This window comes from Methanosarcina spelaei (assembly GCF_002287235.1).
Classification (GTDB): Archaea; Halobacteriota; Methanosarcinia; order Methanosarcinales; family Methanosarcinaceae; genus Methanosarcina; species Methanosarcina spelaei.
Window position 1 is genome coordinate 1 of the sequence record NZ_LMVP01000049.1, and the last position, 12,722, is coordinate 12,722.

Below are 12,722 nucleotides of genomic sequence, written 5' to 3' on the forward strand. Positions count from 1 at the left end.
AAATTCTTGATCGAGAAATCTCTCAAAGTGCTGCATTCAGACTTCAGATCTGTCTGAAACTCATAAAGAGTATTGATGATGAGATCGAAGCTTTAGAGAAAGAAATTTTCAATTATGCTTATAAAAAGCATAAGCGAGAAATGGAGATTTTAATGTCAGTTCCAGGTATAGGAGAACTTGGTGCGGCAATTTTACTTGCTGAAATAGGCAATTTCAAGGATTTTTCTTCTGGAGATAAGCTTGCTTCCTGGCTTGGTCTGGTTCCTAATGTGTATCAATCTGCAGATAAATACCACAACGGAAGAATCACAAAGAGAGGATCAAAGGGAGCAAGATGGATTCTTACGCAGATTTCTCAAGCAGCGGCAAGAAAGAATAACAGTAAGTTAAAAGAGTTTTTTAACAGGAAAAAGAAGTCAATTGGGCATTCCAAGGCAATTATTGCCTTGGCAAGGAAAATTGCAACGATAATATGGCATCTTATCGTAAACGATGAGATATACGAAGATGGAACTGGATATCAAAAAGGAGAAATTCAAAAGAGGAAGATTGTTGAGACAGAAATATTCTCAGTTGATGAACGAATAAAAATAATTAGTGAAATATTTGCGATAATGGAAAAAGAAGGTGAAGAGAGCACGTGAGGAAGATATCCTCATGTACTTTCATGCTAAATAAGAGAGAAAGGCAAATGAAACCAGATTAAGAAAAATATAAAAAGAAAAGTAGAGTAGAGATTCTTTAGCTGGATAGATTTATGTAAAAAAGTATTATGTAAGAAAGTATTTCCAGGAATGAAATCAGAGAAATATCATATTTTTGTGTCAGAGAGATTATCATATTTTTGTGTCAGAGAGATTATTATACTTTGGTGTTAGAGAAATTATCATATTTTGGTGTTGTAGTCTTGACAGCAATAGTGGGGTTAAATGACATTTTGGGATAGTCTCATAAAAAAGCAAGACCAGAACATGCAGGCAAAATTACCCAATAAAATCTAGAAGCAGATATGATGGTGATAAAGGTTTGAACCTATTATGAAACGGTTCTTAACTGCCACTCAAAATGTCATTTTAGGTCTAATTCTAATGGCTGTATATGCCAAAAATTTTCAAAAAAGTAAAGAAAGGATGTTACACTACTTAGCCAAAAAACTACTTAGCTAAAAAACTAATGGTAAGGTTTTTGAAGAGGATCAGTATCTTGCTTATATACTTTAATAGCCCCAGTGACAAACTGTCTATAGATTCCGCAGTACCTCTTATCAAAAGCTTTTGTACACGTATACGAATTATCTCGATAAGCAGCACATTTTAAAGCGTATTTACATTTAATGTTAGACATGTCTTCCCCTTTTAAACTTCAGTGTTCCACTGTCCCGCTTCATTTTCCTGAATTTATATCCTTACAATCAATATTTATATTAATCGCTTTATAATTTAGAAGAGATCGTCACAACATATGAACAGCACTCTGAAACTAAGCGGATTTGTAAAGGATTTCTACTAACGCGCGAAAATAACTGACTCATACTAAGAAAATGGCTCTGTAGAAATTCCCTCTAAACTTGTCTCCAGCTCCTCCTGCATGAACTGCTCTTCGTGCTTATTAAATAACCACTTTAAACAAACAGAGAGTTATATATTTTGTAGTAATTATTCAGTTATTAAAAACCGTCGATTATCCTTAACCGCAGGTGAAATTGATATGGGCACATTTGATACGATTAAAGATAGGAGAAGCATACGGACGTATAAAAGCGAGCGTATACCGCAGGAAAAGCTTGAGAAACTGCTGGAGGCCGCAAGGTTAGCACCATCGGCTGCAAACAGGCAGAACTGGAAGTTCATTGTTGTCGAAAATGAGCAGGTAAAAAAACAGCTTGTTACTGCTTGCAATAATCAGGCATTCGTAGGTACTGCCTCGCATATCATTGCAGGCATAGGGGATCCCTCCCAAAAATGGTACCAGGTTGACCTTGCCATTGCTCTTGAACACATTGTCCTGGAGGCTGTCGAGCTAGGACTGGGTACTTGCTGGATTGGCGCTTTCAATGAAGATGAGGTTAAAAGATTACTCAGGATACCTCAGGACAAAAAAGTAGTCGCTTTATTGACTGTCGGAATCCCAGAAGAATCACCCACCGCCAGACCAAGGAAAGCTCTGGAAGAAATCGTGTCTTACAATGAATATACATAAGCTAACATTTTCTTTACTATCTCAAATTTTTTAAGCACTCTGATGAAAACCACCTCGATGAAATAATTACGCAGACCATAGGCAGATAGAATGCTGACTGAACCTGTTTCAGTTTTCTGCTACATCTTCAGGTTTCGTCAGTATAGGTCTGCCTCTTCTACAGTAGTTTCTTCCGAAAGTGGCATAAAACCATGATATCCCCTCTACTCTAAAACCTGATTTATAGAAGATATCTTTTAAACCAGTTACATGCTAAACGAGCAACTTCTTCTATAGCTCCCTTCTCTTCAAAAAGATTGTTAGAACCTGGAATAATCTTAAGTTCCTTATCTGCTATAACTATTCTATCCAAAGCCCATTTATTATGGTCTACTACTTCGGCATCTTTTCCGCCTACAATAAACAGAGTAGGTGACTCTACATACATTAAATTATCTTCAGCAAGGTCAGGCCGTCCTCCCTTAGAGGCAACTGCTTTTACAACGTCCTTTAGCTCTTTTGCAGCTATTAATGCAGCTGCAGTCCCTGTATTGGTCCCGAAATAGCCCAGATTAAGCCCTTTAGTGTCAGACCTGTTTAAAAGCCATCTGCTTACATCAATAAGCCTTATTGAAAGCATTTCTATATCAAAATGGAAGTCACGCTTTAACATCTCGATTCCTCCTTCATCTACTGTCAAGAGATCGAGTAAAAGAGTTCCGAGATTGTTTTTGTTAAATTCCTGTGCAATATACTGGTCACGTGAACTTAAGCTTTTGCTCCCAGTACCGCGTGCAAAAACAACAATTCCCGTGGCTCCTGTGGGAATATCCAGGTCTCCGTTAAGATAGATTGGCCCAATTGGAATTTGGACCTCCTTACTCTCTTGTTCTATATTAGATAATTCTTCCATTTTATCCTCCACGCTCTAATAATTAAAGTTATAATAAGCAAAATTCGTGTTTCCCATGAATACGTATCTTCTCATGAATACATATTTTCCCATGAATATGTATTTTCCAATAAATATATTTGTGGCATAATATAAGTTATCACCGCATCAGGTAAACAACGGTTTTCTTCTTCCTAATATGTGTAAAGAGTCTGTTAACGTCTTTAAAATACAAATTACTCGTTTCCTGACTTCCTTAAGTATCTTTCGTAAAGCTTTGTAAAATAAGTTGCAGTTATCCCGTGAAGTATAATAGAAACACATATTACAAGACTGACAATTGGCCAGAGTTCTTCTTTTCCAGTTTGTATCATTGAAAACTGGGAATAGTAAAAAGCTGCTATTCCAACGGGGCCAAACCAGCCCGCAAAAAGCACATCCAGATTACTTCGAATATTAGGTATAATAGGATTAATAAGATACAGAATAGGTATTCGATGAAGTAACAGTATCAAAAAAGCTACCAGTAAACCCTCCAATCCAAGACTCATCCACTCCTTCCATGGTGCGACCAGGCCGAGTAGGGTAAATATGGGAGTTGTGTTTGTGGCAATTTTCTGCAAAATAACCCAAGAGTCACCAAACAAACCCTACAAGAAGGGCTCCTATCAGAGTAATGAGAAGAGATCATGAAGTAAAAATCCTGCATTTTCCAAGTGGCCTTAGGCTGTCATTTTCATCATGATCTTCCTCTCTAGCCACGGTACTCTTCCCCAGAGTATAGTTTATGGTTTTTTTGTGTAAACTGTCGCCAATAATAATTTGTTAATATATCAAACTAGATTTATAAATATCCTGACGTTCAAAAAAAGAATATATAAGCTCAATATTAAGAGAGGCAACAAACCTATGTAGTAACGTAATTTCTTTTTCGGATAAACTACTCAAATAAATGATATATCTCAAAATATATAAGTTAGTTTATTTATAAACCTGCATTGTTTATCATTTCTCAAAACAATAAACGAATAAATGGAATTAAAACTTTTCTTACTGTGTTAAGTGTTTGATCTAAAAGCAAGGGGGCAAAATCTGGATACGCAAGAGATTGAATATGCTATTAGAAAGTTTAATAACTTAATTGATAAAAACAAGGAAAAACTGGCTTATTCAGATTTTAAAGAAGGAGTAAATAAAGGTCTGGATATCGCAAGGTATAACTTTGGAGATCATATAGAAAAATTTGATTTATTCAGTTCGAAAGAGAATCAAACCACAAAGATACAGAATTTACAGAACGAATATAACTTACTTATAGACACGCTTAAGATAGGAAAACCAGGCTGTTCTGCAGACTGTTTAGAGGGAATATATGAAGGACTTGAGAAATCAAAGATAATATTTGGAGAATTTATAAAGGAATTTGTATAATATTAATACTTACTTGATATCGGACTTGTATTTACTTTGAAATTTTTAACCTCAAAGCGTTGTTTGTTTAAAGTCTGCTTTAGATAATTAATTTAAAATACTAATTATGTTGTATCCTGAAATGATTTCGCATACTCAAAACCATTTTTGAAATCCAATACATGGAAGTCCAATACATAATACAAAAGCAGGCGATACAAAAGATCAAATGTTGAGTAAATTCCAATTTTCTTTCCCACTATAAGTCTTCTCACAGATCATTTTACCGATTATCTATGGATTTTCAAATCCGTGTTTATTTCTCATAGGATAAGGATTCTCTTATCGAATGTTCTAGCTACCCTTATAATATCTGGGAGATAACTATTGTTTAAAATAACCTACCTTTGAGTCATTTTATGAGACTTTTGAGATCCCCGTAATTAACTTATCTCAAACTAGAAAACTTTGCTAAATTAAAATTTTTGCTAAATTAAACGCTAACTGCAAAATAAGCATCGATAAGCTGTAACATAATAAAGCTAATAGCAGCTAATACGGAGAGTCTCAGTGGCTGATAGCGAGAATAAACCTGAGTTCTGGAATGTTCCAGCATCGGAGATGCTACAGAGGCTTCAGACAACGGATGAAGGTCTTAAAAGTTCCGAGAGCACTGAACGGCTCGAGAAATATGGAGCCAATATTCTTAAACCAAAAAACCGGTTCAATGCAATTAAAATTTTGCTTTCTCAGTTCAAGAGTCCGATTACTATAATTCTACTGTTTGCAGCAGGATTATCTTCTTTTCTCGGTGATGTTACAGACACTGTAATTATCGTAACTATTATTCTAATTAGCAGTATGCTGGGTTTCTGGCCGGAAAAAGGAGCTGCAGATGCTTTTGAAAAATTACTAAGCACTGTTAGGGTAAAAACGACCGTGCTCAGGGACGGAAAGGAAAAGGAAATACCTATTGAGGAAGTAGTATCAGGAGACATAATAATTCTCAATGCAGGAGATATGATCCCTGCAGACAGCCTGATTTTGGAATCAAAAGAACTTTTTGTTAATGAAGCTACCCTTACTGGAGAGACCTATCCGGTAGAAAAGTCAACCGGGGTACTGAAAGCAGAAACTGCTCTCGCACAGCGTACAAACTCCCTCTGGATGGGAACTAGCGTATCCAGTGGAAGCGGGAAAGCACTGGTCGTATCTACGGGAAAAGGAACAGAATTCGGGAAAATATCCGAGACATTAAAACAAAATATCCCGGAAACTGAATTTGAAAAAGGTGTTTCACGCTTTGGCAATTTTCTAGTAAGAGTTACAGTGATTATGGTAACAGCCATCTTTGTAATCAATATATATCTTCAGCGTCCTCTACTTGACTCATTTCTTTTTTCTCTTGCTCTTGCGGTAGGACTAACTCCCCAGCTTCTACCTGCGATAATAGCAGTTAACCTTTCACACGGAGCAAGAGAAATGGCTCAAAATAAAGTAATTGTCAAAAGGCTGGCTTCAATTGAAAATCTCGGTAGCATGGACCTTCTATGTACTGACAAGACAGGTACTATTACCGAAGGGGAACTAAAACTTCACTCATTTCAAGATCTCAAAGGAGATCAGAGTGAGAAAATTCTCCTTTATGCTACTCTTAATGCCTACTACCAGAAAGGCTTTGAGAACCCTATCGACCGGGCAATCCTTACAGAAAAAAAAGCAGATGTGTCCCAGTACGAAAATCTGGATGAAGCTCCTTACGATTTCATCCGCAGACGGTTAAGCATCCTTGTTTCAAAAAATGGCAGTAGCGTAATGATTACCAAAGGCGCATTTCCTAATGTCCTTGAAGTCTGTTCAGTAGCAGAAACCGAACCTGGAAAAGTTGTAGAGATCTCTGAAGTTAAGGGACAAATCGAACAAAAGTTTGAGGAACTTAGTCAAAAAGGACTTCGGACGCTGGGACTTGCTTATAAAGACATGGACCAGCAAAAAACTATCAAAAAGGAGCAAGAAACAGGAATGACTTTTCTTGGGTTCCTCGCCTTTTATGATCCGCCAAAACCGGATATTGCAAAAACGATAGATAGCATGGAAAAGCTCGGAATATCTCTGAAAATTATTACTGGAGACAATAAGTTTGTAGCTGCCAGTATTAGCCAGGAGGTAGGGCTTGAGAGCTCGAGAATTCTAACAGGAAGCGAAATTGCTCGGATGGATAAGGAAACTCTGATAAAAAAAGTAAACGACACTGATGTCTTTGCCGAGATAGAACCAGACCAGAAAGAACACATTATCATAGCATTCAAAAATTGTGAGAAAGTTGTTGGATATCTTGGGGACGGCATTAATGATGCAAGTGCTCTTCACGCAGCCGATGTGGGAATTTCGGTAGACAGTGCTGCAGATGTTGCCAAAGAAGCTGCAGACATCGTGCTGATGGAAAAGAGCCTGAATGCACTTGTCGAAGGTATAAAAGGTGGACGAAAAACTTTTGCCAACACTCTGAAGTATGTCTTCATGGCTACCAGTGCCAATTTTGGAAATATGTTTAGCATGGCAGGAGCTTCACTCTTCCTACCTTTCCTTCCTTTACTGCCCACACAAGTCCTTTTAATTAATCTATTAACCGATTTCCCGGAGATGACAATAGCTACTGACTCTGTTGATAAGGAACTGGTTGAAAACCCTCGTCGCTGGAATGTAGATTTTATCCGCAGATTTATGATAGTGTTTGGGATTACCAGCTCGGTATTCGATTACATGACCTTTGGTATCTTGCTTTTTATATTCCCAGGTATGGTAGAGCAATTCAGGACTGGCTGGTTTATAGAATCTGTTATTTCTGCATCCATGATAGTCCTGGTAATAAGGAGTAGAAGACCCTTTTTCAAAAGCAAACCTGGAAAGTATCTTCTGGCAGCTACCCTCTTTATAGGAATAGTTACGCTTTGTTTTCCACTAACTCCTTTTGCAGCACCCTTTGGCTTCAAACCTCTTCCGATCTCCATTATCCTGTTAATTGGAGTTATAATAGGAATATATATTCTTACAGCTGAAATAGTGAAGAGGTTTTTTTACAAAAAGGTAAAACTTTGAACTCAAATTATACTCATTGGTCATCAGTTAAAGAATTTCTTGTCTGAAAGCTATAGATTTTGCATTAGAAACCAACCTTAAACTTTGGCCTATTCACATGAAATCAATATTCTGTTATAGCTCAGAATTTATTAACATATTTGACAAATGTTGAAGAAATTGACGTAGTTTGTCACGATTCCTCACTTAACCGAAGACGCATATATTACCATTACTCGTTGGGTTTTGTTGCAATTGCGAACAACGTAACAATACCAGACTCAGCAAAGGTCGAATTTTGGATCTTAATATATTCTTCGTAAATCTCCTGTTTGATCTTCTCTTTAATTTCGTCTGGGATATCTGTCAACAAGTTCCTTGAACTATCCCTCTCTTCCAGACGCTTCAAAAATTCTTCTGGTGAACGATGCTGCCTTGGTATCATCCTTGATTCGATTGAGATAGAGGTAAAACCTGCCTCAGACAGAAGATTATGGAGTTCAACTGCATTGACTCTATTAATGCCCTTATGCAATTCAAAGTTCCTGGTAATGTTATATTTTGCCAGAATAAGATCTACAAGCTTTCTCATTGTATTAGGACTGTCTCTATCAAGTGTAGTCATGCCTATACTGCCTCCTGGCTTAAGCACCCGATATGTTTCACTGAGAGCGATTTTCTTGTCATCAACCCAATGAAATGAAGAGCAGAAATAGGCGTGATTGATTGAGTTGTCAGGTATGGAACTAAGGTCTTCAGCCTGTCCCACAAGAAAACGGACACTATTGAGGGAGTCAACACCAAACTTTTTCCTTGCAAGTTCTATTCGATACGAGGAGGGGTCAATACAAGTAAGCTTGCCGGATTGCCCAATAATTTTCGAGACGTTTAAAGCCTGCCATCCTGTCCCGCAGCCGATATCAAGTACAGAATCTCCATTCTTAATTTTCATCATTCTTATCAGTGTTTGACCTTTCTGAAACTGGTGGTCACAATTCTGATCATAAATTTTAGCACTTTCCGGGGTATCCCAGTCAATCTCACTCATTAAATTCACCTTCTTGAGTACGTTAAAGCTAATGAAAAGAAAGTAATTCCGGATGGCTTATGCTTCCATCCTGGAAAAAAGCACTGCGCCTATCAAACAAATGATAACTGACAGCGAGCCTATTAATGCAAGGTCACTGGAGACGCCGAAAGTGCTTATACCCGTGATGGCTCCCCTCAGGCCGTCAACTCCATAAGTTAGAGGATCTATCCTGCTAATGAAATAAATTGCAGGAGGCAAGTTTTTTAGAGGAAAGAGAGCGCCTGAAAGGAAAAAGATAGGCATGATTAGAAAATTCAATATCATCTGAAAACCCTGCATATCTTTCATTTGTGAAGCTATAGTGAGGCCGATCCCTGTAAAGAAAATGGCTATTAAAAACATAAAAATTAACCCGATAACAAGGCTAGTTATACTGGGAATCCTGAACCCAAGGATATAAGTCAGGCCAAGTATGATTAAGCCCTGAATGATGGCTATAGTTGCGCCTCCAAAGGTTTTTCCTATCATAATTTCCGTTCTTGAGATCGGAGCTACCAGAGTCTCTTTGAGAAAACCGAATTGTCTGTCCCATATTACCTCCAGGCCGGAAAAGACAGCTGTAAACAGAATTCCCATAGTGACGATACCAGGAGCAAGAAAATCGATGTAGTTTGCTCCTCCGCTAACCTTGGAATACATAGGACCGAACCCAAATCCAAAGGCAATCAAAAAAAGCATTGGCTGCCCTAGAGTGCCTGTAAGTCTGGCTTTGGAACGCCAGTAATGTTTGAGCTGCCTCAGACAGAGAGCGTAAATAACCTCGATCATTATCTCATCCTCCCCATACCTCGCATCATTCTCTTTCTACTTGTCCCATTGTCATCGCGGATGTTCCTTCCTGTTAATTTTAGAAAAGCCTCTTCTAAGGATTCGGTTTCGGTCTGCCTCTTAATCTCTTCAACTGTTCCCGATTCTATGATTTTTCCATGGTCAATGACTGCTACCTGATCCGCAATTGCTTCGGCTTCTTCCATATAATGCGTGGTTAAAAAAATTGTCATATTTCTTTCTTCATTCAATTTTTTGATATGGTCCCATATAGAGTTTCGAGTTTGGGGGTCCAGGCCAACTGTGGGCTCGTCGAGGAAAAGAATTTTCGGATAATGGACAAGTGCCCTTGCAATCTCAAGTCTGCGTTTCATGCCGCCTGAGTAGTTTTTAACATAGTCTTCCCGCCTGTTCCAGAGACCGACAATTTCCAGAGCTTTCTGAATTCTTTCTGTTCTTTCTTTTTTAGGTACTTTATAGACAACTGCATGATAGACAACATTTTCATAAGCTGTGAGCTCGTCATCAAGACTGGAATCCTGAAAGACTATCCCAAAAGATGCACGCGCCTTGTCCTGTTCTTTAAGAACATTGAAACCGTTGATAATAATTTTCCCAGAAGTAGGCTTCAAAACCGTTGTGAGCATTTTGATAGTTGTGGATTTGCCTGCCCCATTTGGACCTAGAAAAGCAAAGATTGAACCTGCTTCCACATTAAAACTGATGTTTTTCACGGCTGTAAAATCACCAAATTTCTTTACAAGAGATTGGACTGAAAGTATGTTTTGCATGTTTGATCCTTGAACTAAAGTGGTTTAACAGAAATATTCGGTTTAAATAACGGAAATTATTTTTTAAAAAGTTTACATATAACTTGACTTTTACCTGTATCGGTGGCGTGTGTTTGTTAGAGTTGAGCTGCATTCAATGCGATCTTCCTAACTATTTCGATAGCAGATGGTAAATCATCCGAGTCAAAATCCTTGAGCAGAAGAGAGTTCAGTTCGAAGCCTATCTTCCGCATCTCAGGTTTTAGTTTTCTACCCTTTTCAGTAAGGTAGAGCCTTTTAATTCGTTTATCTTCCGGGTCTGTTATACGGTATACAATGCCTTCTTTCTCCAGCTTCAGAATAGATTTTGCAATCATCGTTTTGTCAAAACCTCTTGACTGTGCAAGGCTGTCCTGACTTCGGCCTTCCTGACGATACAGAGACATCAGGATAGAGAAATGTCCCCATCCTATATGGTAAGGAGCAAGTTCTTTTGCAAAATGCTTCTGGACAGAGCGATACATAAACGAGATCAGTGCGGCAATTTTGTCAATATCCTCAATCCACTGGATAGGTGTTTCTTCCTCATTCATTATTTTCACTCATAGTAATTCAGCATAAAACAAGCCTTTTGGAAAATTAGTTGATTAGTATACTATTTATAATAAGTGGATCGTATCAAAATTGTTGACCAGTCAACAATAATAAAGGGAATAGTGTGAAATGAACAATCGTTGAAAGACCATTTTCTTTAGTTTACAACCTGTTAAAACTGTTGAAAAACTATTTTTCTTTGTTTAACAACCTGTTGAAACTGTTGAAAGACCATTTTTCTTTGTTTATAGCCTGGTGAGATTGTTTTTGAGATGAAATCGGCAAAGTTAATCAAAGAAGAAATCAAACCCCAGTCAGAACGAAGCGCATTGACAATGAGTGGAATATCTCTGTCAGCTGGTAAAACTTAACAGAGAAAGCTTCGACCATGATTATGAGTACTATGTCCATAAAGAATCAATAATCGAATTCAGAAAATACTTAAGCTCGCACATAGAGGAAAAATTGATTGATAATTGAAAAACAAGAATAGAACAATTAAATCTAACCAAAAAGAGACAAACGTACACAAAGAAAAATTAAGCTAAGAGATAGATATCTTTTTGGGGGTACATATGATACCTGATACAATAATATGTTCTTTTAAAACTGTATTGAATCCCTCAAAAATTATGAACTTGCTTGATAGAGTAGTGATTTTCTCTGAAGAATCCGAGAACTATTCAGAGAGCATTTTGGCGGAGAATTTAAAAAATAATCCATGTTTTTTGTAATCCCATTTCTTCTCTTCATAGTAACCTTTCCTCTAGCTATTTTTTTAAAGAAGTTCAAGTTATGGAGAAGCTTCGTGTCATATTTATAAACGGAATTCCACGTATGACGGAAAGTCTCAGTAAGGATATCTTCAAAATTAGAGCTAATTTGAGGATTTAATTTATGATTTAATTGCTTTCTAGTCAAAACTTTCAACGGAATTCCAGAATTAAAAAACTTATTTAATATATTAACAACAATTGTCATACTTTTGAACGAACTAGTATCTAAATACTTAACCTTGAAATCTATATCTAAAAAAACCGGAATATACTTGTTTTGTAGACTCAGTCGCAAACTTATTTCTTTCCTGCATTCCTGCTCTCTCTGTTTTGATGATCTTTCTGGTGCTTGATATCCAAAGTATTGATAAAGTACATTTCTTATTACATCGGCTTTACTCAAATGATACTCTTTTGCAAAGTAATCAATATAAGGAAGGATTGTGTTAATATCTGCATGTTGCAAAATTATTAATGAAGTATACATTTTTCCTCCTTTAGTGCACGTACCATGAGATTTCCTATTCAATGCTTATGCTATCTTCTAACACCTTTAATTAAAGCCTGTGACTTTCCTATATTTTTGAAAAACCCAACGAATTTTACAAATTATATAGCAGTTGGTTATAAAATAAACAAGGATACATATATTGATTGAAAGTTGTTTATTTCTTACATGCGAGTCTTCTTGCATTTGCAATAAATATCTCTTACACCTGTTGCTCCGGATATTAAAGTAAAAAAATGTAAATATGTGTTTTTAAGTATCTTCTATATTTTCAGTTTTTTCAGGAAAGGAAACGAGATATTTCTCGAATACTAGATGTGGTAGATGTGGTGTTTTTCAAGTTTACTTGGTTCTCAAGTTTAGTTATTTTTCAAGTTTATTTGTTTTTATAGCTTGTTTTGTTTTTCAAGTTTACTTGTTTTTCAAGTTTACTTGTTTTCACAACTTGTTTTGTTTTTCAAGTTTACTTGTTTCTACAACTTATTTTATTTTTAAGATTGTTTGTTTTTCAAGTTCGTTTGTTTTTCAAGTTTAGTTTGTTTTTACAAATTATTTTGTTTTTATATACAATTCGTTTTTCTTTTATATATAATTTATTTGTTTATTATATTATACTATCAACAACTTTCTCTTTTTCTCCTCTAGAGAAAACTCTATA

The 12,722-nt window shown here is 36.6% G+C and carries 11 protein-coding genes; 4 read left to right on the forward strand and 7 right to left on the reverse strand.

The genetic code is table 11. The annotated features are described in order from the left end of the window. On the forward strand, nt 1-644 hold a 644-nt coding region (locus ASJ81_RS04040), incomplete at its 5' end, for an IS110 family transposase (protein WP_141241560.1). Nucleotides 645-1,707: 1,063 nt separating this feature from the next. Then, complete coding sequence (locus tag ASJ81_RS04045; protein WP_095643364.1) at nt 1,708-2,199, forward strand: nitroreductase family protein; 492 nt, start codon at nt 1,708-1,710, stop codon at nt 2,197-2,199. A gap of 220 nt (nt 2,200-2,419) precedes the next feature. Here the strand turns inward: ASJ81_RS04045 and ASJ81_RS04050 are convergent, their stop codons facing one another. Together ASJ81_RS04050 and ASJ81_RS04055 are read right to left on the reverse strand one after the other, a co-directional pair. After that, nucleotides 2,420-3,091 (reverse strand): hydrolase, encoded by a 672-nt coding sequence (locus ASJ81_RS04050; protein WP_095643365.1) that lies wholly within the window; start codon nt 3,089-3,091, stop codon nt 2,420-2,422. 215 nt (nt 3,092-3,306) lie between these two features. Further along, nucleotides 3,307-3,693, reverse strand: coding sequence for a hypothetical protein (locus tag ASJ81_RS04055; RefSeq protein ID WP_170943182.1), 387 nt, complete (start codon nt 3,691-3,693; stop codon nt 3,307-3,309). A 439-nt stretch (nt 3,694-4,132) separates the two neighbouring features. Between ASJ81_RS04055 and ASJ81_RS04060 the strand changes: the two genes are divergently transcribed. Together ASJ81_RS04060 and mgtA are read left to right on the forward strand one after the other, a co-directional pair. Beyond that, on the forward strand, nt 4,133-4,501 hold the full coding sequence (locus ASJ81_RS04060; protein ID WP_245859772.1) for a hypothetical protein: 369 nt from the start codon (nt 4,133-4,135) through the stop codon (nt 4,499-4,501). A 549-nt stretch (nt 4,502-5,050) separates the two neighbouring features. Beyond that, nucleotides 5,051-7,579: a magnesium-translocating P-type ATPase gene (gene mgtA / locus ASJ81_RS04065; protein WP_095643367.1), complete on the forward strand. Its 2,529-nt coding sequence runs from the start codon at nt 5,051-5,053 to the stop codon at nt 7,577-7,579. Nucleotides 7,580-7,790: 211 nt separating this feature from the next. Here the strand turns inward: mgtA and ASJ81_RS04070 are convergent, their stop codons facing one another. The 5 genes from ASJ81_RS04070 to ASJ81_RS04090 form a co-directional block, all read right to left on the reverse strand. Further along, nucleotides 7,791-8,606, reverse strand: coding sequence for a class I SAM-dependent methyltransferase (locus tag ASJ81_RS04070; RefSeq protein ID WP_095643368.1), 816 nt, complete (start codon nt 8,604-8,606; stop codon nt 7,791-7,793). A gap of 57 nt (nt 8,607-8,663) precedes the next feature. After that, a complete protein-coding gene (locus tag ASJ81_RS04075) occupies nt 8,664-9,416 on the reverse strand; it encodes an ABC transporter permease (protein ID WP_095643369.1) in 753 nt (250 codons plus the stop codon). Then, nucleotides 9,416-10,207, reverse strand: a complete 792-nt coding sequence (locus ASJ81_RS04080) for an ABC transporter ATP-binding protein (protein ID WP_095643370.1) — start codon at nt 10,205-10,207, stop codon at nt 9,416-9,418. The genes ASJ81_RS04075 and ASJ81_RS04080 overlap by 1 nt, the downstream gene beginning before the upstream one ends. 116 nt (nt 10,208-10,323) lie before the next feature. Continuing rightward, on the reverse strand, nt 10,324-10,779 hold the full coding sequence (locus tag ASJ81_RS04085) for a MarR family winged helix-turn-helix transcriptional regulator (RefSeq protein ID WP_095643371.1): 456 nt from the start codon (nt 10,777-10,779) through the stop codon (nt 10,324-10,326). Nucleotides 10,780-11,410: 631 nt separating this feature from the next. Continuing rightward, nucleotides 11,411-12,043 (reverse strand): hypothetical protein, encoded by a 633-nt coding sequence (locus tag ASJ81_RS04090; RefSeq protein ID WP_095643372.1) that lies wholly within the window; start codon nt 12,041-12,043, stop codon nt 11,411-11,413. Between the last annotated feature and the right edge of the window lie 679 nt (nt 12,044-12,722).